General features: G+C 56.0%; 23 protein-coding genes and 1 pseudogene. 6 read left to right on the top strand and 18 right to left on the bottom strand.

What is annotated here, in order from left to right:
- Nucleotides 1-160: 160 nt before the first annotated feature.
- On the bottom strand, nt 161-1,207 hold the full coding sequence (locus KP014_RS04615) for an AI-2E family transporter (protein WP_036594304.1): 1,047 nt from the start codon (nt 1,205-1,207) through the stop codon (nt 161-163).
- A 335-nt stretch (nt 1,208-1,542) separates the two neighbouring features.
- Here KP014_RS04615 and KP014_RS04610 point away from each other — a divergent pair, with 335 nt between their 5' ends.
- The 3 genes from KP014_RS04610 (at nt 1,543) to KP014_RS04600 (ending at nt 4,019) form a co-directional block, all read left to right on the top strand.
- Nucleotides 1,543-2,748: an MFS transporter gene (locus KP014_RS04610; protein WP_051499922.1), complete on the top strand. Its 1,206-nt coding sequence runs from the start codon at nt 1,543-1,545 to the stop codon at nt 2,746-2,748.
- A 178-nt stretch (nt 2,749-2,926) separates the two neighbouring features.
- Nucleotides 2,927-3,421 (top strand): hypothetical protein, encoded by a 495-nt coding sequence (locus KP014_RS04605; RefSeq protein ID WP_036594307.1) that lies wholly within the window; start codon nt 2,927-2,929, stop codon nt 3,419-3,421.
- A 148-nt stretch (nt 3,422-3,569) separates the two neighbouring features.
- Nucleotides 3,570-4,019 carry a GNAT family N-acetyltransferase gene (locus KP014_RS04600; RefSeq protein WP_246590638.1) on the top strand — a complete coding sequence of 150 codons (450 nt, stop codon included), beginning with the start codon at nt 3,570-3,572 and terminating at the stop codon, nt 4,017-4,019.
- Between the two features lie 93 nt (nt 4,020-4,112).
- Here the strand turns inward: KP014_RS04600 and KP014_RS04595 are convergent, their stop codons facing one another.
- The 14 genes and pseudogenes from KP014_RS04595 to KP014_RS04530 all read right to left on the bottom strand — a co-directional run bounded on the left by KP014_RS04595 (nt 4,113) and on the right by KP014_RS04530 (nt 20,808).
- A complete protein-coding gene (locus KP014_RS04595) occupies nt 4,113-5,078 on the bottom strand; it encodes an ABC transporter ATP-binding protein (protein ID WP_036594311.1) in 966 nt (321 codons plus the stop codon).
- On the bottom strand, nt 5,075-6,058 hold the full coding sequence (locus tag KP014_RS04590) for an ABC transporter ATP-binding protein (protein WP_036594313.1): 984 nt from the start codon (nt 6,056-6,058) through the stop codon (nt 5,075-5,077). The genes KP014_RS04595 and KP014_RS04590 overlap by 4 nt, the downstream gene beginning before the upstream one ends.
- A gap of 84 nt (nt 6,059-6,142) precedes the next feature.
- Nucleotides 6,143-7,423 (bottom strand): M20 family metallopeptidase, encoded by a 1,281-nt coding sequence (locus KP014_RS04585; protein ID WP_036594315.1) that lies wholly within the window; start codon nt 7,421-7,423, stop codon nt 6,143-6,145.
- A 137-nt stretch (nt 7,424-7,560) separates the two neighbouring features.
- A pseudogene (locus KP014_RS04580) lies at nt 7,561-8,760 on the bottom strand (ABC transporter substrate-binding protein); the annotation flags it as partial.
- Nucleotides 8,761-8,867: 107 nt separating this feature from the next.
- Nucleotides 8,868-9,752, bottom strand: coding sequence for an ABC transporter permease (locus KP014_RS04575; protein ID WP_036594317.1), 885 nt, complete (start codon nt 9,750-9,752; stop codon nt 8,868-8,870).
- Nucleotides 9,753-9,788: 36 nt separating this feature from the next.
- Nucleotides 9,789-10,799 carry an ABC transporter permease gene (locus KP014_RS04570; RefSeq protein ID WP_036594319.1) on the bottom strand — a complete coding sequence of 337 codons (1,011 nt, stop codon included), beginning with the start codon at nt 10,797-10,799 and terminating at the stop codon, nt 9,789-9,791.
- Between the two features lie 257 nt (nt 10,800-11,056).
- On the bottom strand, nt 11,057-12,595 hold the full coding sequence (locus tag KP014_RS04565; protein ID WP_036594321.1) for a PucR family transcriptional regulator: 1,539 nt from the start codon (nt 12,593-12,595) through the stop codon (nt 11,057-11,059).
- Nucleotides 12,596-12,831: 236 nt separating this feature from the next.
- On the bottom strand, nt 12,832-13,461 hold the full coding sequence (locus KP014_RS04560) for an aspartate/glutamate racemase family protein (protein ID WP_036594323.1): 630 nt from the start codon (nt 13,459-13,461) through the stop codon (nt 12,832-12,834).
- 36 nt (nt 13,462-13,497) lie between these two features.
- Nucleotides 13,498-14,442, bottom strand: coding sequence for an aminopeptidase (locus KP014_RS04555; RefSeq protein ID WP_036594325.1), 945 nt, complete (start codon nt 14,440-14,442; stop codon nt 13,498-13,500).
- 13 nt (nt 14,443-14,455) lie between these two features.
- Nucleotides 14,456-15,154 carry an AroM family protein gene (locus KP014_RS04550; RefSeq protein WP_036594326.1) on the bottom strand — a complete coding sequence of 233 codons (699 nt, stop codon included), beginning with the start codon at nt 15,152-15,154 and terminating at the stop codon, nt 14,456-14,458.
- Nucleotides 15,154-16,101: a DUF1177 domain-containing protein gene (locus KP014_RS04545; protein WP_090834227.1), complete on the bottom strand. Its 948-nt coding sequence runs from the start codon at nt 16,099-16,101 to the stop codon at nt 15,154-15,156. The genes KP014_RS04550 and KP014_RS04545 overlap by 1 nt, the downstream gene beginning before the upstream one ends.
- A 304-nt stretch (nt 16,102-16,405) precedes the next feature.
- Nucleotides 16,406-19,042, bottom strand: a complete 2,637-nt coding sequence (gene clpB / locus KP014_RS04540) for an ATP-dependent chaperone ClpB (RefSeq protein WP_090834226.1) — start codon at nt 19,040-19,042, stop codon at nt 16,406-16,408.
- Between the two features lie 55 nt (nt 19,043-19,097).
- Entirely contained in the window at nt 19,098-20,078 is a 981-nt protein-coding gene (locus KP014_RS04535) for a DnaJ C-terminal domain-containing protein (protein ID WP_051500530.1), read from the bottom strand.
- 283 nt (nt 20,079-20,361) lie between these two features.
- Nucleotides 20,362-20,808 (bottom strand): Hsp20/alpha crystallin family protein, encoded by a 447-nt coding sequence (locus tag KP014_RS04530; RefSeq protein WP_036605097.1) that lies wholly within the window; start codon nt 20,806-20,808, stop codon nt 20,362-20,364.
- Nucleotides 20,809-20,937: 129 nt separating this feature from the next.
- On the opposite strand from KP014_RS04530, the gene KP014_RS04525 reads away from it, so the two are divergent.
- The 3 genes from KP014_RS04525 (at nt 20,938) to KP014_RS04515 (ending at nt 21,989) form a co-directional block, all read left to right on the top strand.
- Nucleotides 20,938-21,270, top strand: a complete 333-nt coding sequence (locus KP014_RS04525) for a hypothetical protein (protein ID WP_139210599.1) — start codon at nt 20,938-20,940, stop codon at nt 21,268-21,270.
- A gap of 224 nt (nt 21,271-21,494) precedes the next feature.
- Entirely contained in the window at nt 21,495-21,695 is a 201-nt protein-coding gene (locus KP014_RS04520) for a cold-shock protein (RefSeq protein ID WP_025332779.1), read from the top strand.
- A gap of 81 nt (nt 21,696-21,776) precedes the next feature.
- On the top strand, nt 21,777-21,989 hold the full coding sequence (locus KP014_RS04515; RefSeq protein WP_090834225.1) for a cold-shock protein: 213 nt from the start codon (nt 21,777-21,779) through the stop codon (nt 21,987-21,989).
- 110 nt (nt 21,990-22,099) lie between these two features.
- Here the strand turns inward: KP014_RS04515 and KP014_RS04510 are convergent, their stop codons facing one another.
- From KP014_RS04510 to KP014_RS04500, 3 genes are read right to left on the bottom strand one after another with little or no spacing between them, the layout of a single operon-like run.
- Nucleotides 22,100-22,999: a DNA-3-methyladenine glycosylase family protein gene (locus KP014_RS04510; protein ID WP_090834224.1), complete on the bottom strand. Its 900-nt coding sequence runs from the start codon at nt 22,997-22,999 to the stop codon at nt 22,100-22,102.
- The gene (locus KP014_RS29015) at nt 22,980-23,534 is read right to left on the bottom strand and encodes a methylated-DNA--[protein]-cysteine S-methyltransferase (protein ID WP_090834223.1); all 555 of its coding nucleotides are present in this window, start codon (nt 23,532-23,534) and stop codon (nt 22,980-22,982) included. The genes KP014_RS04510 and KP014_RS29015 overlap by 20 nt, the downstream gene beginning before the upstream one ends.
- Nucleotides 23,500-24,102 (bottom strand): bifunctional transcriptional activator/DNA repair enzyme AdaA, encoded by a 603-nt coding sequence (locus KP014_RS04500; RefSeq protein WP_090834222.1) that lies wholly within the window; start codon nt 24,100-24,102, stop codon nt 23,500-23,502. Before KP014_RS04500 ends, KP014_RS29015 begins: the two co-directional genes overlap by 35 nt.

Genomic DNA, 24,102 nt, shown 5'->3' with positions numbered 1-24,102 from the left:
TTTGGTTTTTTTAGATATAATTTTCTGGATATTAAGTTTTTGAACAAGATGAAAAAGCCCCTCCAAGAACGCCTCCCCGCAGTAGCTTAAGATTACCGGGGAACTTCTTAAAAGGGGCTTAATACTTGAAAAACAGGGTTCTTGCGTCTTCGTTCCGGATTTACCGCTGGTTCTCCAACCGTTCGACCGGAAGGTCACCTTCGGGCTTTGTCCGCCGGATCTCCAGAATATCCAGCACGAATACAAAGATCGGAATGCCCAGGATCAGTCCCCATACACCGAGATAATGCTCGGAGAACAGCAGCACAATGAACGTATAGAACATCGGCAGATTCATTTTTGAAGACATCAGCTTCGGATTCAGGAAGTAGCCTTCGACGAAATGCAGCACGGCGATCATCGCCAGCACGTAAATCACCATCATCAGCCCGCCGATGTTGTAGCCGATGATACAGAGCGGAATCAGCGAGAGGAGAAAGCCCGCCACCGGAATGAGACTGAGCAGGAAGATCATAACTCCAAGCGCGAACAGATACGGGAACCCGAGAATCGTCAGCCCGACGACCGTAAAAGCGGTATTGAACAGCGCGATCAAAATCTGCGCCTCGATGACTTTACCGAAAGACAAAGTAAACTTGTTGCCGAAAAACTCCAGTTCATTATAGAACCAGGCAATCTTGCTCTGCTTCATCCGCGACGTGAACGCGACAATCCGGTTCTTCTCCAGAATGAAGACGAAGCTGAGAATAATGGCCAGGACGAACGTAGTGCCCCAGTTGCCGATCGTCGTAATATAATTCAGGCCGCTCTGCATGTATTTTTCATAATTCAGATCCTTGACGGTACTAAATAAATATTGGGCAATCTCGTTCTGCGGAATATTTTCCGGGGTTAACGAAGTGAGGAAGTTGGTCAGCTGTTTGACCTGGACAAATATTTTGGGCAAGTAGTGAACCAGCGCAAGCACCAGCGTGGAAATCATGATCAGATAGAGGATGATGATGATGACCTTGCTGTTGACCCGTATGTATTTGCCGATCCTCTTCGACAGCAGCACCTGAAAGCTGTTCATGATGTAAGCGATCAGAAAGGTCAGCAGCACCAGGTTGAGCATATCCCTGATTCCGTACAGCAGCAAGCATACCAACAGCAAAATTCCAAACCTGCGGAACGTCAAATCCGTAAAAAAGCGCTTTAAAGATTCCATTGTCTCTCTCCATTCACCTGCATTTGACAGTAATAATAGTCTACCTTAACAAAAACGATGAACGCAACCGGCGAATAACGGAAACAGCGTCCTTTACGCCTTATGAACAGCTTATACGGCCCGATCGGTTTCGTGTTTCATTATTATCGAAATATCCAAGTTAGAGTTGGCACTTTTCCCGGACGGGCGGGGCCGTGTATAATACTAAAGATTGGCTGCCCCGCCTTGCGGTGGGCCGGATAACTTCTCTATGGAGGAATTCATTGGATACTCTGCCAAAAGAAATCAATCAAACGAAAGCGTCTCCAAGCCCTTCGTCCAAACGCATATATATTATGCAGCTGCTCACCGTCTTTATCGGATTTCTGATCTTCGGCTTCTCCGAAAATATTAAAGGCCCTGCCATTCCCCGCATCCAGCTGGAACTGGGTCTCGACGAAATGCGCATCGGCACGCTGCTGTCGCTGAACTCGCTCGGCTATTTGCTGGCCTGCTCCTTTACCGCCTACCTGATCCGGAAAATCGGCATTAAGACGGTCTGCCTGCTGTCGTTCGGTTCCATGGTCGTGTCCGGAGTGCTGATCTTCTTGTCCCGCAGCTATCCGGCGCTCTCCGGCTCCTTCTTTCTGATGTATGTCGGCAACGGAATGCTGGAAATCGGTCTGGCCGTGCTCGGCGCGCGGATTTTTGTCCGCAATACCGGGACGATGATGAATCTCTCCCACTTCTTCTACGGACTCAGCTCAACGGTGGCGCCGATGATTGCATCGGGCCTGATGACGCTGTCGATCGGCGGGCGGGCTATCGATTGGCGGGATGTTTATCTGCTCATTCTGTCACTGGCCGTCCTGCCAATGATTCCGGCGATTGCGGGTAAATTCCCAAGCAGTGGCAATTCAGAGGATGACCGGATTCCGCTGCGAACGATCGCTGCCGATCCCGTGATCTGGATGCTGATCGCCATTCTGTCCTTCGGCGTTATTTCCGAAATGGCCGTCGGCGGCTGGCTGGTCAATTTCCTGGAAAAAGCCTACGGCTGGAACGGAACCACCGCGGCGGGCATGCTGTCCGTCTTCTTCCTCTGCTTCACCTTCGCCCGGCTGTTTCTCGGTCCCGTCACTGACAAAATCGGCTTTACGCTGTCGGTTATCGTCTTCTCAGCCCTGTCCGGTCTGCTCACCTTCGCTGCCATCGCAGTGGGTGAACCGGGGGCGTTCCTGTTCGCGGCGGCGGGCATCGGCATTGCGCCGATTTATCCCACGGTCATGGCGCTGATCGCGCAGCGCTACCGTAAGGGCGGCGACACCGCCATTACGTTTATTGTCACTCTGATGGGCGTGTCCAGCGTCATCGGCAATTATGTGATCGGCGCGATCATAACCGGCATCAAGAACATTGTCACCTCAAGCCATGGTGCAGAGAGCGGCCTGCTGCTCGGACTTCAGGCGGGCTATGTGTTCATCGGCCTGTGCGCCCTGCTCTGCTCCCTGTCCGCCGTGCCGCTGTACCGGTATTTGAAGAAGCGGGGGGAGCTGCTGTAGCAGCAAGGCCTGTTTATAACAGAATCATGAAGAATAGAATCCCCCCGCCAAAATTGGCAGGGGGATATTTGGGGTCTCCCTAGATATTTCCCTCTAATTTTCCATATTCAAAGCGCAGAAATGTAACATTTTCCATATTGCTGCGTCTAACTAGAAAATCCACAAGGGAGTATAAACAATGAAAAAGATGATGATGTACGGCTCTACCCTATTGTTGGCTGCCGTTCTAATGACATCCTGTGCCAACAACTCCGATAACGGCATCCAGGAGGAAAGCAGCGCTCCAAGCGCAAGTCCCGTCTCTGTCCAAGATGAACCGACAAACTCTTTTAAAGCGGGAGTTTTCGTAAATGTCGAGAACGGCAACGAACCTTTGTTGAACGAAGAGATAAAAAGACTGCTGCAAACGGCGCTAACCTCCATGGCCAATAAGGACACGGAGGCCTTTCGCAGCGTGTTTGCCGATGATCGATCGAGCGACGCTCAGCTTCATTTGTTAAACAGCGATTACGCCTTCTATCAGTTGGGCACCGTTCAACAGGATCACGCGAACCGGATAGTGGTTGAGATCATTGGCAAAGCCAAGCAGGATACCGGGGTAACAGACAAATATCTATACTTCTATTTTGTAAAAAACGCTCAAGGGCAGTGGTTTCTTGGAGCGATTGATTAGCAGGTCCGGCCTCCACCTTTGTAAAATCCCTCGTAACATGCGCCGCGTCCGGTACATAGCGCTATATCTTTTTCTTCCTAAAAAAGATTTGTCCAACCACTCCCCATAATATGGTAATCTGGTTCAGAAACTCATGGGAGGTGCTATTTTGAAACATATAACAGTTAGAAAAGCCGAAATCGATGATATTGCAGGACTTTCCGAATTGTTCATTGACTTTATCGGCAAAGAGTCTAATCTAACCGCAATGAAAAAACAGCTTGAAGTCATATCCGCTAATCCTAACTATTACGTTGCAGTCGCCTGCGACGGGAATAAACTTATTGGTACTTCGATGGGAATAGCTTGTTACGACCTTGTTGGCAGTTGCAATTCTTTTCTGTTGATAGAAAACGTGGTCGTGTTGCCTCAATACCAGGGTCAGGGTGTAGGAAAAGTGCTAATGAAAGCGCTTGAGGATTTTGGAGAAATCAATCATTGCAAATATGTCATACTGGTATCCGAAAGCAAACGTGAATCATCACATAAATTTTACGAATCCATTGGGTATACAACCGACCAGAGAGGGTTTAAAAAACAATTAATGAAGCATGTTTAGCAGGGAATGTTAGAAGGGGCTGCCCCTCAGTAGTCTCAAAACTACTTATGGGGCAACCCCTAAAATCTGTCTTATCCCATTTATGCACGGGCTTCACACAAGATGGCAAGCTGCCTGCGTCCCGGGAGAAATCTCTCGGAGCGCAGGAACCTCCTGCCGGCAAATATCCGTCGCTACCGGGCAGCGGGTATGAAAGGCGCAGCCCGGCGGCGGATTCTCAGGGCTTGGAACATCTCCCCGCAGAATCACACGCTCTCGTCTTTGGGCCGGATTCGGCACCGGGACCGCTGACATGAGCGCTTTCGTATACGGATGCAGCGGATTCGCGAACAAATCCTTGGTCGGCGCAAGCTCCACCACTTTACCCAGATACATAACGGCCACCCGGTCGCTGATGAGCTTGACAACGGACAAGTCATGCGAGATGAACATATAGGTCAGCCCGAACCGTTCCTGCAAATCCTGCATAAGGCCTAGCACCTGCGCCTGAATCGACACGTCCAGCGCGGACACCGGCTCGTCGCAGACTACAAACTTCGGGTTCATGGCCAGCGCCCGGGCAATGCCGATCCGCTGGCGCTGCCCGCCTGAGAACTCATGGGGGTACCTATGGGCGTGGTAAGGGGAAAGCCCTACCACCTCCATCAGCTCCGCGACGCGGTCCTTCAGTTCCGCCCCGGCCAGCTCCGGCATATGCGTTGCAAATGGCTCCTCCAGTGTCTGCCTGACGGTCCAGCGCGGGTCCAGTGAAGCATACGGGTCTTGGAATACCATCTGCATTTGCGTACGCATTCGCCGGAGCGCTTCCGGTCCGAGCGAGCGCACATCGGTGCCGTCGAACAAAATTTCACCGTCTGTCGGCTCGATCAGCCGTAGAATTGCCCGGCCGGTCGTAGACTTGCCGCAGCCCGACTCGCCGACCACGGCCAGCGTCTCGCCCCGCAGCACGGTCAGGTTGACGCCGTCCACCGCCTTTACGGCCCCGGTCAGCTTGGAGAACAGACCTTTGCGGATCGGGTAGTGTTTCTTTAAATCGCGAACTTCCAAGAGCGTGGTCATGACAACGCCTCCCGCTTCTCATATAGGAAACACCGGCAGGAATGTCCCGCTTCATCTTCAAGCAGCTGCGGTTCAGCCTGTTCGCAGCGCTCGAACCGGTGAGGACAGCGCGGGGCGAACCGGCAGCCGGAAGGCATATGCAGCGGGTTCGGAACCTGTCCCGGGATGGACTGCAGACGATCCGCGTCTCCCGCGAGCTGAGGCAGCGAAGCCAGCAGCCCCTGGGTATACGGATGCTTCGGGCTGCTGAATAAGGTGGCGACGTCCGTCTCTTCCACCACCTGACCGGCATACATGATCACGACACGGTCGCACATTTCGGCGACAACGCCTAGATCATGGGTAATCATCAGGATCGAGGTCCCTTCCGTTTCCTGCAATTCCCGCATCAGATCGAGAATTTGGGCCTGAATGGTGACATCCAGCGCGGTTGTGGGCTCGTCGGCAATCAGCAGCTTCGGGTTACAGATCATCGCCATGGCAATCATGACGCGCTGGCGCATGCCGCCGGACAGCTGGTGCGGATACTGATCCGCAATTTTTTCCGGCCGCGGGATGCCCACCTTGGTCAGCATCTCGACCGAGCGCTTCCAGGCTTCTTTTTTACCGATCTTCAAATGGTACCTGGCGGCCTCGGAGATTTGCTTGCCGATCTTGAAGACGGGATTCAGCGAGGTCATTGGCTCCTGAAAGATCATCGCGATCCGGTTGCCCCGAATGCCGCGCATCTCCCGGCGGCTGGCTTTCAGGAGATCTCTGCCCTCAAAACGGATCTCTCCGGCCGAAATCCGGCCGATCTTCGGGGGAAGCAGCTGCATGATCGACAGCGAAGTAATGCTCTTGCCGCAGCCCGATTCGCCTACAATGCCGAGCGTCTCGCCTTTTTTGATGCGAAGATCGACGCCGTCTACCGCCCGGATCATCCCTCCGGAGGTCTTAAATTCCGTTCTCAGTCCGGATACTTCCAGCAGTTCGGGCATGACTCCCCCTCCTTCTTGTTGCTCTGATCGTTATGACTGGTCTTAGCTTCATGATCCGCCGGGCTTCGGAGACGTACGGGTCCCCTACGCGTTCGGCGTTTCCTCCACGCCCAAATATTTCAGCGCCGTCAGCGCATAAACCTTGGCGCACCGGATAATCTGCCAGACCGGCGCTTTTTCGTTAAACGAATGGATAGTGGACAATTCCGCCGGGCCGTACTGAAGCACGGGAATGTTATGTGTACGGAAATGGCGCGCATCGCTGGATGCCCACTGCAGAACTCCATACGCCTCTTCTCCGCTGACCTCGGAGATGCTGTCCACAAGATGCTTCACCACAGGCTCTTCCGGCGGCGTCCAGTTGGCATTGCCCTGAAAGCCGAACGGCTTAATGTCGGTCTCGATACCCGCCTCCAGCAGCAGCGACCCCGCGCGGTCCATCACCTGACGGTAGTCGACACCGAACGGAACGCGCGAATCCACCTGGACCGTGCAGCGGTCGGCGACCACGTTGACTTTGGTGCCACCTTGAATGGTGCCGATATTGACGGTGACATGATCGAACACCTGGTAAGCCAATCCTTCCGGCTCGCGTTCCTTGGCATATTGCTGGGAAATCGCGATAATGCTCTTGACCTCTTCGGGGGTATTCGGTTCGATATCCCATAAGCGCTGAAGCGCTTCGATCCCTTTTGCCGCCTTCACGATGGCGCTCTCTCCGACAATCGGCGACAGACTGCCGTGTCCCGGCGTTCCCTCGACGGTAAATTCGAACCAGCAGCTTCCTTTTTGTCCGATGGTCGGGTTCAGCGGGCCGGACGGCTCGGCGATAACCGCGGCCGTACCTTCGACGAGTCCCCGCTCCAGTACCCAAGGAACGCCGAGATGCCCGCCGGTCTCTTCGTCAGGCACAACGAGCAGCGTCAGGTCGCCTCCCAGCGGAACGCCGAGCTTTGCCAGCAGGGATGCGGCGAACAGCAGGCCGGCCAGCCCTGCCTTCATGTCGGAGGCTCCCCGTCCCAGCAGGTAACCGTCCCGAATTTCCCCGCAGAAGGGATCGAAATCCCAACGATCCAAATCGCCGGCGGGAACGACATCGGTATGGCCGCAGAAGATCAGCTGTTTGCCGGAGCCCGTTCCGCCGCTTCCTTTATAGGTTGATACCAAATTCAGCATTTCCGGAGTGGCGGCGTGAACCGTCGTCCCGATCCCGGATTTCGCCAAATATTCTATGATAAAATCGCTGATCTCTCTCGAATCCCCGGGCGGGTTCTCCGTTGGAAACTGAATTAATTTCGAGCACAGCTCAAGAAGCTCCTCCTGACGGTTATCGATTTCATCAAGCACCTTTTGTCTCCAGTTCATAACCGGCCACAACTCCTTTGAATGATTGCCTGCGACTGCTCAGGCTTTCGCTATGGAAAAGAGGGCCGGACCGGCATTTGCATCCGGCTCGGCCGCTCTATTTTCAAGAAACCGGGAAGGGATTCCCTATATGATCATCAGTTCTTGGACAACGGGTAGAAGCGGATAATCTCATCCGGATAATAGACATAACCGCTGACTTTGGCGTTCATGCCGACGATCCGGTTGTATTCGTAGAGATAGCTCCATGGCGCTTCGGTTGTAATAATCTCCTGGGCTTTCTCATACAGCTGCTTGCGCGCATCCGCATTTGGTTCCGCGCTTGCCTGCTCCCAAAGCTTGTCTACTTCGGCGTTGCTGTAATTGTTATAGTTGGACGAACCTTTGCCGTACATCAAAAATCCGAGGTGATAGCCGGGATCGTTGACGAAGGAGGTCCATTTGGAGATGTAGGCTGTCAGGTTTTTCTGTTTTTGCATCTCCAGGAACTGAGCCCGGGCCACCTTGTTGATGTTCATCGTCACTCCGACTTTGGCAAGCTCGGCCTGAATGAGCACCGCGTCGTCTTCCCAGTCCTGGAAGCCCGAGCCCAGTGTCAGGTCAAAGCTGAACCCGTTTCCGTAACCTGCCTCCTGAAGCAGTTGCTTCGCTTTATCCAGGTTATGCTCGTACGTGTAGCCCTTGTCGGTGTAGCCCGGCGTGTTGCTGGCAACGGCGCTCTTCATCTGTTTGGCTTGACCGTGCATAACATCGTTGATCAGTTGATCATAAGGAATCGCGTAAGCAATCGCCTGCCGGACCTTTACGTTGTCAAAAGGCTTGACTTTGTTATTGAGCGCAAGGAACAGGATGCGGTTGCTGGCATTGGATTTGACGCTGAGGGCGCTGTTCGCCTGCAGGGAGGAAACGTCCTTGGCCGGAATTTCGATTGCCATGTCCACATCGCCTTTATCCAGCAGCAGCACGCGGTTGGAGGCTTCCTTGGTGAATTTCAGCGTAACCTTACTGAGCTTCGGCGCCCCCTGCCAGTAATCGGCGTTGGCGGTAAGGACGGCTTCACTCGCCGGGTCCCATTTCTCCACTGCGAACGGACCGGAGCCCGCAGTATTAGTTTTAAGGTAATCCGCGCTTTTACCCTTCATGGCAACATCATCAACAATAGAGAAATTGTAGAGGGCGATAATCTGCATAAACATATGGTTCGGCTTGTTCACAGCAATTTCAACGGTGGAAGCGTCTTTGGCGGTGACCGTCTTAATGTCGGCCATCCCGTACAGGAAGCTGCCGGATTTCGAGTTCTTCACGCGATCGAAGGTATATACGACCGAATCCGCCGTCTTTTTTCATTGGAATTTCCCCTTTATCAATCATTTGCATTGCTGATAACCGAAGGATATTTCTCTTTCGCGGGACGGGCCGCCGATGAGGCGGCACCCGCTTTCTTTTATTTGCCGGATCGGAGCCGCGGGTCCATGACGTCGCGGAGTCCGTCGCCAAGCAGGTTGAAGCCTAAAATAGCCGTTGCGATGGACAGACCCGGAAAGGTCACGAGCCACCATTCCCCGGAAATGATATATTCGCGGCCTTCCGCGATCATGGCGCCCCATTCGGCTGTCGGCGGTTTGACGCCGAGGCCCAGAAAGCTAAGACTGGATGCGGTCAGAATGGCAAAACCCATACCCAGTGTAGCCTGAACCAGCAGCGGAGCCAGCGCATTGGGGAGGGTATGGCGCAGCAGAATGACGCGGTCTTTAACGCCAATGGATCGACTGGCCTCCACATATTCCTTTTCCCGCAGCGATATCGTCTGGCCGTACATCAGCCGCCCGAATTCGGGGATGCCGACCACTCCCACCGCAATCATTGCGCTGAAAAGGCCCGCACCGATGGAAGCGGCTATCGCCATGGAAAGCACCAGCGAAGGGAAGGACAGCAGCACGTCGAGCAGACGCATAATGATGATTTCCGTCCGGCCTCCGTAATAAGCGGCTATGCCGCCGAGCGGCACGCCGATTACAAACGAAATGCTCACGGCGATAAGTCCCGTCCAAATGCTGATCCGCGCTCCATACAGCACCCTGCTCAAAATATCTCTGCCGAAATTGTCCGTGCCCAGCAGATGCGCTCCGCCCGGAGGCTGCAGCTTAGCAGCCATATCGGGGACGTAAGGGTTATATGAGGCGATCCACGGGGCGACGATAGCGGCGATCGTCCACAGCACGATAAAGCTTAGCCCGACCGCCGCGAGGCGGTTCCTAAGCAGCAGCCGAAGGAATCCCGCCGGCTTAGGAGCCGATTCCTGCTGCCCCGGAGAACTTGTCGTTGACATGACTGTCACTGCCGCAGCACCTCCTTCTGTAATGGATTATTCATAACGGATCCGCGGATCGACCAGCCCGTAAATCAAATCAACCGCCAGATTAATCAAGCAGTACAGCACCGCGCTGACCAGCGTGAAGGCTTGAATGGGCGCATAATCGGCGGCCAGGATGGAATCGGTGATATAGCCGCCGACCCCGGGCCAGGAAAAGATTGTTTCTGTAATTACCGCGCCGCCCAGCAGGTAACCGAACTGAAGACCGAGTACGGTCAGCGTCGGAATCAGGGCGTTGATCAGCGCATGCTTGCAGATGACAATCGACTCCCGCAGCCCCTTCGCTCTGGCCGTCCGGATAAAATCCTGGCCGATCACTTCCAGCATGCTGGAGCGGGTCATCCGGGCCACTATGGCCATGGTCCCGGTGCTGAGGCAGATGGCCGGAAGCAGAAGGTGGATAATACTGCTCTTTAGAGCGACAAAGTCCGCTGACAGCAGGCTATCCAGGACATACAATCCGGTGATGTCCGTTGGCGGATTGAGGTCCCCGCTGATCCGTCCCATCGGGGGCGGCGCCCAGCCGAGCTTGGAATAGAAAATGTAGATCAGAATCAGACCGAGCCAGAATATCGGGACGCAGGCGCCGATCAAGGAGAACACCCTGGAGATATGGTCGATAACGGATTCTTTGCGGGTTGCGGCGATAATGCCGACAGGGATGGCTACAAGAATGGCGATCAGGATGCTGAACAGGGTCAATTCGACGGTAGCCGGGAACCGCGAGGCAAAATCGCTGGCGACCGAATGTCCGGTATGATATGCATCACCGAGATCACCACGCACGAGCTGGCCGATGTAATCAAAAAATTGACTGTAAGGCGGTTTGTCCAGGCCCATATCCTGCCTGATTTTCTCAATAACATCCGGGGTCGCCTGCTCACCGGCAAGCATCACCGCCGGGTCTCCGGGAAGTACGCGGGACAGTATGAAGGTGATCAAGATAATCCCCAGCAGCGCAGGAATCATCTGCCCTAGCCTGCGAACCGAATACACTAACAATGGATCAACCCCTTTTGCACAGCCGGCAGGACCCGGCCTGTCAAGTTAATTGTCTTACGAAGTGTGTTTACTTGAATTGTGCTCATTTTACAAAGATTACGGACAAGTCACTACGTCCCCTTTAACTAAAAAAGCAGCGGTTTGTTTGGTTGCTGCGGACGAATATGGCACTGCCGTGTTATATTTTATAACACATCAAATTTTAAAATCCTCTTTTTTACCTAAAAAACGGCAAGCTATATCCAGGAAACGGCGGATTACTCCACCGGATTTACGCGCATATAGTAATAAATCAGGCAGAGCTGGCAGACCAGCTGCTCCCTCGGATCGTTCAAATCAAATCCCGTAATATCCCGGATCCTCTCCAGCCTGTATTTTACGGAATTACGGTGGATAAACAGGCGGTTGGACGTATCGATGAGGCTCCCCCGGCTTTCCAGATAGTACAGAAAAATGCGCATAAGATCACCATTATGCTCCTCATCGTACTGCCGAAGTTTGCCCAGTTTGCGATTGAACAGCTCAGCGAATTCGGGGCCCTCCATCGCGTTCCCGAGCAGATCGTAGATCTCCACTTCCTCATAGCAGATGACAAATCTGCCCTGCCCGATCCGCCGGGACACGTTAAGCGCCTTGCGCGCTTCGTTGTAGCTGTCGTAGATCTCCCACAGACGCTTTTGTCCTCCCTGGCCAATCCGGCTTCCCGTAAGCCCCGGCAATTTGTCCGAAGCCCATTCCTCCAGCGTGTCCGCCCATGGATTAAACCGGTTCCGGTTGTCCTCCACCCTTTTGATTTCCATACTCGGCAAAAAAAGCACAGCCCGATTGGAGCGAAACTCCACATGAGGGGACACGCGCCGGATTCTGGCTTCTTCCTCAAGCCGTTTGGTCAGCAGCTCCTCCTCACCCGCTGCCCATTCGCCTTCAATCACGGCCACTTCCCATAAATGCTCCACATTGAGGCCCAGCTTGCGGGCCCGCTGCTCGACCTCATGCCTTGGCGGAACCGGAGGCGTCAGCAACTCGTCGATGAAATTTCCGCGCAGGCGCATTTCCGTATCCGCTACAATTTTGTTACGCATGAGTTCAAGCGCAAGCACCAGCCTGGCCTGCTCAATTCCGACCAGCTCCATCTCGTCCAGCTCCTTCTTGTCCACCAGGAGCCTCGCGACATTGCGGCGGTCTACGTTAATGGTCCATTCAAGCGGCGTCCGGGACAGATCCCACGCTAGGCCTGCTGGCGAGGAGACGATAAGCTCCCCCTCATTGTCAATCACCGCAACAGGCGCCCGCAGCAGACCGGCCACATTATCGCTGACCGCCTGAATGCCGCTGTTCTGAAGCACCATCGTGGTCAGCGTCTTATACACCTCTTCCGAGCGTCTCAAGAGAGCCGCCTGGCGGTCCAGCACTTGCTCCATGATCGGCCTCGTAATATCCGTATACGGGATTTCGGAAGGGACCTCGATGAGCGGCAGGCCCGTCTCGTCGCTGGCATCCAGCGCATCCTGCGGAATGCCCTTCAGAAAGCGGGCGGGCTTGATGGCCAGCGCGGCTCCTCCTCCTTGGTCCAGCACCCGGATCAATCCCGCGAGCTCCGAAGGATTGTCGCGAATGGCATAAGCGGTGGTCAGCATCAGGACCCCTTCCTTGACCCAGCCTTTCAAATCGGGTACTTCCATCACATCGATGAATTGAACCACCCGGTTCAATCCCTGGCTTCCTGCAAGCACTCTGGCATTCCGTAAAATGGGAATTTCCAGCACTTCGTCGATCGTAATCCCTGTTTTATCCAATGGTCGGCCTCCCCGTAAGTTTTAATGCGATCCGCAGTGCAACTTTTTGAGAGCTAGTTTATCAAAGATAACAGGCAAGCAAAATGGAATGATTTTCAAGCTAAAAAAAATACGCCTATACATTGCGGTTTCCCGCAAGTACAGGCGCATGACTCCGCGTTATTTGTTGCGTTAGCAGGATGACGCGCGTTCCCCAGACGAACGCGAAGACTCCATATATGGCAGCAGTCTCAGGTTCACAGACAGACGGCCGCCGCGGCTCCCAGCGAATAAATGGGATCGAAGGCCCGCAGTCCAAGCCGCCGCTCCAGTTCCTCCGCGAATCCGATCGTGGCGAAGCCCGTGCAGGCAAGCACAATCCCTTCGGCTCCCCGTTCGGCCAGCTTGACCGCCGAGCGGAAGGAAGCTTCCCGGCCCGCTTCCGTACGGAGGTCCAGCGTGGTCACAACGCCTTCCGGCCGCTCCATCCCCACATAAGCCTCGCCCAGAATGGAGCTGATAAGCGGTGGCGTCTCCTCCAGAATAGTCAGCACGCCCAGCTTGTCCACGCTGGCAAGCCCGAGATGAGCCGCACAGGAGCCCGCGCCGAGCACCGGCACGTTCACCGCCTGCCTGCATTCGGCCAGGGCGGGGTCGGCGGCGCAGCTGATGCCGATGGCCCGGCAGCCCCTCTTCTCCAGTTCACCGGCAAGCAGGACGATCTTGGGGATAGCCAATTCCTCGGTCCGATTGTCGAAGACGCCTTCCTGCTGGTCTTCAATGCAGGCGCTTGTCACTTCAAGCCCATATCTGCGCCGGATCAGCTCGCCGTGCAAATCGGCGTCCCTTTGATCCGGCAGCGTGATTACTCTGATTATTCCAAGCACAGTGGTCTCCCTCCTTCATGCGGAACGTTCATCCAATCAAACCAGCTTGCCTGCCGCAATGACCAACCGGCCGTCCAGATAGACATCGGGCTCTTTCACAACGATATCAATATGCACTCCTGCCGAAACCTGGCCGCCGAAGGTATGATTATTGCCAAAGGCGATATGAATAGTTCCATACACCTTCTCATCCTCCAGCACAACGCCGGTGATCCGCGCTTTGTCATTAGTGCCGATTCCGAACTCGCCGAGCAGACGGCCGTCTCCTTCCCCAAGCATCGACAGCAGCGCGTCCGCGCCGTCTCCCTCCGCGGCCGTCAGCCGGCCCTGCTCCACCGTCAGCAGCAGTGGAGAAGCCAGCGGTCCGTAGCCCGCCACGGAGCCGTCGGCCAGAAGAGAACCGGCTGCGGTTCCTTCCACCGGCGCGATATACGCCTCGCCGGACGGAAGATTGCCGGATTCGCCCGGCAGCAGATATAGTCCCGTGCTGGGCACACCGTTCCTTCCCTCAATCGAGAAGCTCAGGCTGTGCCCCGCCTTTTCAATGCGGACGCTCCGGCTTTCGCTCAGCTTGGCCGTAAGCGTGTCCGTCAAGGCCTTGACCTTCAGGTAATCGGCCGTGATGGCGCCGTTCAGGAACATATCCTCCGTCACGCCGGGCATCGTCGCCACCCTCGCCCCCGCAGCCGCAGCGCGTTTGCGTGCTGCGGTATGGGTAAGCGAATACTCGGTGATGCAGACAACGGCGTCCGTCGCTTCCATTGCCGAAGCGACAGCCTTGGGCGGCTCCTCTCCCGACTTTGTCCGCTCGCTCATCACCATCAGCACCGCTTCCGCGCCAAGGGAGGTACCGGCGGCGCGGACCGCTTCGCCCAGCATTTGCTTGCCATCGTCGGCAACGACCAGCAAAGATTCGCCGACGCGCAGCCCTAAACAATCGGCCAGCATCTTTCGGCTTGCCGCAGCAATTTTATCGTTCATCCCAAGCCATCCTTTATGCCAAAATTTCGGAGACGAGCTTACTCATCAGCGTGTTGGAGAGAATAACTGGCAGCCCGGAGGCGCGGGCTATGCTCTCCCTGTGCCGCTCCGTATATCCCATGCAATCCAGCAGCAGAACATCCGCTCTTCCTTGAAGGGCCCCCGCAGCTCTGCCAAAGTCTTCTTCCTCTCCAGTATAGGGCGAGGCTTCGGCGAAGACGGGCCGCAGCCCATACTCGGCGAATTTGTCCATCAAGCTGTCCGCTTGCTCTTCCAGCGGACAAATCACGCCAAGACGCCGTCCGCCGACAAGAGCGGCCACCGCCGGGGTAAGTATCCGGTCCGGTTCGATCAGAAAGGACGAACGGGTCCGCAGGCCGGGAAATACGCCGGTGCAGAGCAGAAGAATCTGGCGGATGCCTTCCACCTCCATCGCGTCGATCTTCCCTTGAAGGATGGGAAGCACCTTGTCGCGGGCAACGACGGCTGCACCGCCATCCGCCAACCTGGACGTTAGAGCGTAATCCCCCGGGCCGGGCGCAAGCTTGGCCTTGATCTCCTCCTCGCTCCATCCGTCAAGCACTCCCGCCTGAATAAGCCTGGCTCTGCCTTCAAGCTGGCGCAGAAGGTATGGGGCGACATCGTTTCTTGGCGCCTGCCCGATCGTAATCATCCCCAGCGCAGCGGATGCTTCGAATCCCGTACGTATCATCAGCCGACCTGCGCCCCTTGTCCCTGAGTCTGAAGCTTCTTCATGGAACCGTACAGCGCCGTGATGCGGCTGAACTCTTCCGGATTGTAGAAGCTGCAGGTACCGGACGTCACTTCCTTGGCCGTCTCCACCGCAAAACGTACGGCCGAGGCGATATCGACCTCATGGCTGGCGCCGGTTCCGCATCCCGGGACAACGGACTGCGCCGTAACGGCCACTCCAACTACCGGAGCATCTGTGGCAACCGCCGGTTGAAGAATCGAGTTGATATGATACAATCCGTTCCCGTAAGGCGTAATGTCCTGAGTCGTTACAGGGAAAGTGACGGGCGGAATGCCCGTGGTCATCTCCATAATCCGCAAAAGATCCTCACTGACGCGAAGAATATAACCCTCCTTCACCGTCGGTGAGATGGCAATGCCTTTATGATTAACAACACGATTGCCTTTGGTCGTGTCAATGGACAAAATCGCTTCCATCTCCGGCATGATTTCATAGCGGTTCATCACAAGAATATCGACCGGAGAATCCATGAAATCAACGGGTTCATGCGGCAGCGTAGGGGCGTCCGGACAAATATGCGTGGTGATGATTACATCTCCGGGCAGCGAATCTCCTTTAGCCTGCATTTCCGCCAGCTTCAAAGCGGACGCGACCGCCGCGACCGCACCGTCCGCATCGGAGACAATACCAATCCGGCTCGGACGCGCGCCGATTCCCCCGAGACGGCCCACAATGCCGAATGTCGGGGCGCTTCCGCCCTTGCTTTTGCCATCCGTGCCCGGAATCAATATTTTAATAAAATCGGTGCTGCCTTTGTCGCCTTCCACCGTGGTTACGCTAACGGAAACTCCCGGAAAACCGGCGAACAGTCTGCCCACCGCCTCTCCGTTCACGAAAGTACTGTCGAGCGCTTCAAGCACAGTCATTGTCTGCATTAATACCATGAGGGTTCCTCCTATGCTCCTGGTTAGTATCCCATTTTTGTTCACCGTTACAGCAGGCGATATCAATCTGAAAGCAACGGAATAATGAGTTTAACCCATGGTAACGCAGGAGAAAGAACCCGGACAATGTGCCCTCTTACCAAAAGCGAGTGGGGTTTCTTGTCCTTCGGGGATAAAATTCGGCCATTTCCTCTTATTTCATATCATATGATGTTAAATAATATACCACATAAAAAACAGGGACCTCCCTTTACCTTGAAGGTTTCGGGAGGTCCTGTTCGTGGGCATGCTTTCGAAATCGGTATTACGCTTTGCCAATCGGCGCGGCTTCCGGTTTCTCAATCGTTACTGTCAGTCCGCCGTCTTCCTCGCTAACCTTCAGCACGGAGCCTTCGCCCGCTTCGCCGGAGATCAGCGCCCGGGCAACCCGGGTTTCCAGGCTGCGCTGGATGAACCGCTTCAGCGGCCGCGCGCCATATACGGGATCGAAGCCCTCCTTCGCGATAAAACGCACCGCTTCGTCCGTGAGGACAAGGCCGACCTGGCGCTCGGCCAGACGCCCCCGCAGGCCGTCCACCAGCTTGCCGACGATCTGCCGGATTTCGTCAAGCGACAGCGGCTTGAACATCACGATGTCGTCTACCCGGTTCAGGAACTCGGGGCGGAAATGGCCGCGCAGCTCGCGCATAACGCGCTCCTTGACCGCGGGCGTAAGGTCGCCGTTATCGTCGGTGCCCTGAATCAAATGAGGCGAGCCGATGTTAGACGTCATGATGATAATCGTATTCTTGAAATCGACAATCCGTCCTTGCGAATCCGTCAGTCTGCCGTCATCGAGCAGCTGCAGCAGGATGTTGAACACGTCCGGATGGGCCTTCTCCACTTCGTCCAGCAGGACGACCGTGTATGGCTGGCGCCGCACCGCTTCCGTAAGCTGGCCGCCTTCTTCGTAGCCGACATATCCCGGAGGCGCGCCGACGAGCCGGGACACGCTGTGCTTCTCCATGTACTCCGACATGTCGATGCGGATCATTCCGTCCTCACGGTCGAACAACGCCGCCGCCAGCGCCTTCGCCAGCTCGGTCTTGCCGACGCCGGTCGGACCGAGGAACAGGAACGAACCGATCGGCCGGTTCGGGTCCTTGATGCCCGCTCTCGCCCGCAGCACGGCGTCAGATACCAGCGACACCGCTTCGTCCTGGCCGACGACGCGTTCATGCAGCGTCTCTTCCAGCCGCAGCAGCTTGTCTCGCTCGCCCTCGACGAGCCGGCTGACCGGAACGCCGGTCCAGCGGGAGACGATGTCGGCGATCTCATCCTCGGTCACCGCCTCGCGGAGCAGCCGGGAATCGCCATCCTGCTGGGCCGCTTCCTCGGCCGCCTTCACCTGCCGTTCAAGGTCGGGGATGATGCCATAGCTCAGCTCGGCCGATTTGTTCAGGTCGTATTCTTCCTGGGCGCGCTCCAGATCCATGCGCGCCTGCTCCAGTTTCTTCTTCAGCTCACGGACTCCGGAAATGGCCGACTTTTCCTTCTCCCAGCGCGCGGTCATTTCCAGATGCTTCTCCTTGAGATCCGCCAGCTCCCGCTGGAGCGACTCCAGGCGGCGTTTGCTGGCGTCGTCGGTCTCTTTTTTGAGCGCGGCTTCTTCAATTTCCATCTGCATCAGCCGCCGCGTCACTTCATCCATTTCGCCCGGCATGGAGTCAATCTCCGTCCGGATCATTGCGCAGGCCTCGTCGACGAGGTCAATCGCCTTGTCGGGCAGGAAACGGTCGGTAATGTAGCGGTTCGACAGCACGCCCGCCGCGACCAATGCGCTGTCATGGATTTTGACCCCGTGATGCACCTCGAACCGCTCTTTCAGGCCGCGCAGAATCGAGATCGTATCCTCGACGTCCGGTTCGCTGACCATTACCTGCTGGAACCGGCGTTCCAGCGCCGGGTCCTTCTCAATATACTTGCGGTACTCGTCGAGCGTCGTCGCGCCGATACAGTGCAGCTCACCCCGGGCCAGCATCGGCTTCAGCATGTTGCCCGCATCCATCGCCCCTTCGGTCTTGCCCGCGCCGACAATCGTATGCAGCTCGTCGATGAACAGGATAATCCGGCCGTCGCTTTCCTTGATTTCTTTCAGGACGGCCTGAAGCCGCTCCTCGAACTCGCCGCGGTACTTCGCACCGGCGACAAGCGCGCTCATATCGAGGGAGAAAATCGTCTTGTCCTTCAATCCCTCCGGCACGTCGCGCCGGACGATCCGGTGGGCCAGGCCTTCCACGATGGCAGTCTTACCGACGCCCGGCTCGCCGATGAGCACCGGATTATTCTTCGTCTTCCGGGAGAGAATCCGGATGACCCGACGGATCTCGCCATCACGGCCGATTACCGGATCAACCTTGCCCGCCCGTACTTCGGCGACGAGGTCGCGGCCGTACTTCTCCAGCACCTCATAGGTCGCTTCCGGCTCCCGGCTTGTCACCCGCTGATGCCCGCGAATCTCCGCCAAAACCTGCAGCAGCTTCTCGCGCGTCACGCCCTGGGCTTCGAAAATACGGCGGATATCCGCATTCCCGCCGCTGCCGGATACCATCGCCAGCACGGCATGCTCCACCGCCACGAATTCATCCTGCATGGCCGCCGCTTCCTTCTCGGCCTGTTCCAGCGTGGCGATCAGCGTGGACGAAGCGTACCGCCGCACCGTTCCGGCGCCCGCGCCGCCGACGGAGGCCCTACGCCGGAGCAGCTCATCCGTGCGGCGCAGCAGATCGTCCACCGGCACGTTCATCTTTTGCAGCAGCCGGGGGAGCAGCCCCTCATGCTGCTCGAGCAGCGCTTTAAGCAGGTGCGGATTATCAATCTCCTGGTGACCTGCGCCCGCAGCCAATGACTGCGCGGATGCAACTGCCTCCTGCAGCTTTTGCGTTAATTTATTGAAGTCCATTCCTGCCTCATTCCCTTCTTGGAATCATTGTTCTTCAGTCTGCCCTCGTCTCCGGTCACCCGGCCGCGGTCCCTCGGCGCTTGGCTTCGGCGCCCCGCTTCTTGGCGCCCGCCTGAAAGCTTGAGGAATGCTCAAGCTGCTGGTAGAGCTGCTTCTCAGCCTCGCTTACCGATTCAGGGACATTGATCTCGATGTCAAGCAGCACGTCTCCATTCGCTCCGTTTTCCCGCTTCAGCCCCTTGCCTGGTATCCGCAGCGTCTTGCCGCTCCGGATGCCCGCCGGAACCTTCAGCTTAACCGCGCTTCCGTCCGGCAAGGATACCTTCGCTCCTCCGCCAAGTACGGCCTGCCAGGGAGCAATTTGCAGGATTCCCCGCAGGTCTCCGCCGCTTACTTCATAAGTGTCATGGGCACGGATATGCAGGACGATCAGCATATCGGCCTCTCCTTGCCGTCCGCGCTCTCCGCTTCCCGGCACAGAAACCACTGTACCGTCACCCGAACGAGGCGGGATGTTCACAGTCACCGTCCGCCCTCCGGCCTGAACGCTGACGCTGCCGCCCTTATAGGCCTGCTCCAGCGTAACGTCGAGCTGCGCCTCCATCATGCCGCCCATTCCGCCCATTCCGCCGGCTCCCGGACGCCTTCCGCCCGAGAAAAAGTCGAAGCTTCCCCGCTCAGCTCCTCCCCTGCCGCCGAACAACATCTCAAACAGGTCGCCGTCCGGAATGTCCGCGCCGCTGAAAGAATAACTGCCGCTCCAGCCTTCGCCGAACGGCGATTCCCAAGAGGCTTCTCCACCCGATGGTCCGCGCCCGAAGCCGTATTTTAGAGCTTCGTCGTAGGCTTTGCGCTTCTCCTCGTTCCCAAGCGTTTCATACGCCTCGGCTATTTTTTTGAAGCGTTCTTCCGCTTTCGAGTCCTTATTCACGTCGGGATGCCACTGCTTGGCGAGCTTCTGGTACGCTTTTTTAATCTCCTGTTTGGATGCATCCTTACTGACGCCAAGCACACTATAGAAATCGGATTCCGCCATCCTGGCCCCCTCCCTTCCCCTCTATTCTTTATTTCCCCGTTTTCACGGCACTGTAATCCAAATCCGATCCAAAGCGGAAGCAGTTTCGTAAGAAGAAACGCCTGACGGCGTCTTTTCAAGACGCAGGTACGTTTCTCGTAAAAATATAAGACCAAACGATAGGCGCGTAGCTTATAAAGTCTTATATTTAAAAAAACGCATTATAGCCGGAAATCCATCTACAATGCGCTCCTCGTATATATTATTCAACACATTACTTATCTTCCATTACCGCTTTAGGCGATTATTCGCCGTCCCGAATCTCAATGCGTCTACCCTGCGGTTTCTGCCGCTTCGGCACTTCAAGCATCAGCAATCCGTCCTTCAGCGAAGCGCGGATGCCATTTTCTTCGATATCCTGCACGTAGAATCTGCGCACATACTCGCCATACCGGCGTTCTTTGCGGACAATCTGCCGGCCTTGATTTTCCTCGGTGGTTTCTTCCTTGCGCACAGCCTTGATCGTCATATACGGCGCTGTGTAATCAATCTCGATATCTTCTTTGGCAAAGCCCGGCAGCTCGGCTTCGATCAGGTAGGCATTCTCGCTTTCGCGGATATCGGTTCGGAAAGACAAAGTGGAACTCTTGAACGGAGCGAAGAAATCATCCCCGAACATGTCATTCAAGGACTTGGTCAGTTGGCCAAAAGCCTCTTCACGCCGTTTACCAAAAGGAACCAAATCAAACATCTTTCATTCCCCTTTCTTGACTTTGACTTTATTTGACCTTACAGCTTTATTATAAACTCTGCCCCTCTGATGCTCAAAACCGATTTCAACGCAAAAAACGCCGAATTCCGGCGTCTTCAGGCATTTTTAATGCAAAATTTTAGTGTTTTGATTAATTTGACCTTTTTTGACCTTCACTGCGGAACTTCTTCCTGTATTCCTCTTCCAGCAGGCAGAATTCCGCTCTCATGGCAGGGCAGGAACGCCGGCTTTCATCTGCTGCTTACCATCAAGAGCGGTGGCGCGGAAGAGGAGCTTGCAGCGGCGGCAAGGGAGGCCGATGTCCGGATCGCGCCGATGGGTTATACCTGGTGGAACCGGCCCGCCTGGACGGAACCATCATTTATTCTTGGCTTCGGAGGAATACCGGAGGAGCGCATTGACGACGGCATCAAGGCACTGAAGGAAGCATGGCTGGATTGAACAGATCCGGCCACCCCATCATTATGAAAGCATTTTTAAATCAAGTTTAAATATGAAGTTGCATCCGTTCAGAGAGTGTGATATGATTACTCCATTGGAATTTTGACCTGAACTCACATATTGCGGAGGGTTATGATTTTGAGCGCTTAACCTTGTGCAATATGTGATTTTTTATTTTTAAGTAAATAATAAGGTCATGTTCAAAAATAAGGAGGTTTTCTACAATGGAAACAGGAACAGTAAAATGGTTTAACGCAGACAAAGGCTTTGGCTTTATCGAAGTTGAAGGCGGCAGCGACGTATTCGTGCATTTCAGCGCAATCGTAAGCGAAGGCTTCAAGACACTTGATGAAGGTCAACGCGTTGAGTTCAACATCGTTCAAGGCAACCGCGGTCCGCAAGCTGAGAACGTCGTTAAGCTGTAAATCCGAAAGCACGCCCCGAACCTAGCGTTTGGGGCGTTTGTTTTTTACTGCAATAATCCGGGAGAGAAAGAGGGATGCTTCTTGTACTATTCACGGAAAAGGCCTCTGGAGGATATTCCGGAAGAACTCACGGCCATATGGTCCTGTACGAACAAAAGCTGCAACGGTTGGATGAGGGACAATTTTGTCTTTTTAGTTCAGCCCACCTGCTCCTTGTGTAACTCACCGATGGAAAAAGGCGAGAAAATGCTCCCTGCGGTAGCCAATACCAGCCCCACTCAGTCCAAACAGTGAAACAGAGTATCACGCAGGAACCCTCAAGCTTCGGCCTTAGCCGAAGTTTATTTGTCTTTTTCGGCTCCGCTCTCTTCCCCGCAGCACAGATTGGGCGACTTTCCCCTCTATTAATAAAGCACCCGCCACAAATAAAAGGTCGCATACGCTTCCCAGCCCTGCCAGGCCGCGAACAGCTTCCGCAGTTCAGGTAGCGTCGGCTTTCTGTCCATCCCAAGCGCCGATTTAACGGCATTGTGCAGGCCGACATCCCCGGTGGGAAAAGCCGTGGCGTCGCGCAGGCAGCGCATCCTCACGTACTGGGCGGTCCAGGGGCCGATTCCCCTCACCGCTGTAAGTCTTGCCTCGGCTTCCTCCGGCGAGCCAAGAGCCAGCAGCTCCTCCCGGCTCAGCGAACCGCCAGCCATAAGATCCGCGACCGCAAGGATCGTCCGCGCCTTGCTCCGGCTAAGCTGGAGTGCGCATAAATCCTCCTCCGCCGCGCCAAGAAGCAACTCCGGCGGCGGGAACAGATGGTAGCGATGTCCCGACCACAGAACGGACTCGCCATAGCCCTCCGCAATCCGCGCCTTCAGCTTATACGCAAAGGCCAAATTAACCTGCTGCCCGAGAATCGCCCAGCACAAGGCCTCGAACAAATCGGGGATGCCGACAATACGCAGGCCCCGGAAACGTTCCGTAAGCGGCCCGAGCAAAGGATCGCCTTCCGCCAGCTTATAGAACGGCCGCAAGTCGCGGTCCAGGTCGTACCAGTCGCGGATATAATGCGCCAGGTCTTCCAATCCCGCTTCCCCGGGCCGCTCTCCTTCCAGCAGCTCCACCCGCAGCAGCCCCGGGTCGGGGGCTGTCAGCCGGACCAGCAGCGCCGCCCCATCCGCCCGAAGCAGGCGGGTGACCCCTTCGCCATCCGTTCTATATAGACATTCCAGCGGTGAACGCGCCATATATTCGAGACATGCTTCCCAATTGAACAGCTCCGGAAGCGGAAGCTCAAAAAGCAAATCGTTCATGTCCAGCCGCCGCCACATGGGCGATTCCTTCGAGTTCGAGCAGCTCCTGCTTGAGCCGAAGCCCTCCGGCATAGCCCGTCAGAGTGCCGTTCGCCCCAATGACCCGGTGGCAGGGAAGAAACACCGGAAGCGGGTTGCGGCCGTTCGCCGCGCCCACGGCGCGCATCGCCTTGGGTCGGCCGATCCTCTCCGCCAGCTCCGCGTACGTAATGACCGCGCCATACGGGATATCGGCCAGCGCCGTCCATACCTGCCGCTGAAAAGCCGTTCCCCGGAGATCAAGCGGCAGCTCCTGGAAGTCCGTACGATGCCCGGCAAAGTAGTCCTCCAGCAGACGAATCACCCCCCATTCCTCAAAGGGCCGTTTATCGTCGGCCACGCCGCTGCCGGGAGCGTAGCGATCCAGCCAGGCCTTTGCCGTTTCCTCCGTATCATGCTGAAAGGACAGGCGGCACAGCCCATCTGCGCCGCCCCACAGCGTCCATGCCCGGCCCCCAAAATTAAGAGTGTGCCGGTATATCGTATTCTGGCTCATCCGCCATTCCTCCTTGAACTCGTTCTCTGTATTCCGTAGGTGAAGCTCCCGCGTGCCGGTGAAACCAGGCGGCAAAATGGGAAGCGCCGCGAAAGCCGACCGTCCTGCCGATATCGGACACGGGCATCCGGCTGAGGCGCAGAAGCCCGCAGGCCTTGTCCAGCCGCACCTGATCCAGCTTGGCGGCCGGAGTAAGTCCGGTCACCTCCTTATAGGTGCGGTGAAGATGAGAGGCGCTGACCTTCAGCCGCTCGGCCAAGCTGTTCAGCGTCAGCCGCTCTCCGTACTCGGCGTTGATCACGGCATCGGCCTGGGCCGCCAGTACGGCGTCCGGGCGCAGCGGCCCGCCCTCCTCGGGACGGCATCTTTTGCATGGGCGGAAGCCCGCCTGAAGCGCCTCCTCCAGCGACGGATAGAACGTTACATTGTCCGGCTTTGGCGTTCTGGCCCGGCAGGATGGCCGGCATACAATGCCGGTGGTCCGAACTCCGGTATAGTAAATCCCGTCATACCGTGCGTCGCGCTGGACGACAGCCTGATAGACAAGGTCGAATAATGCCTGATCCAT

The sequence above is a fragment of the Paenibacillus sophorae genome (assembly GCF_018966525.1).
GTDB classification, from domain to species: Bacteria; Bacillota; Bacilli; order Paenibacillales; family Paenibacillaceae; genus Paenibacillus_AQ; species Paenibacillus_AQ sophorae.
This window is presented reverse-complemented; position numbering and strand designations above follow the sequence as displayed.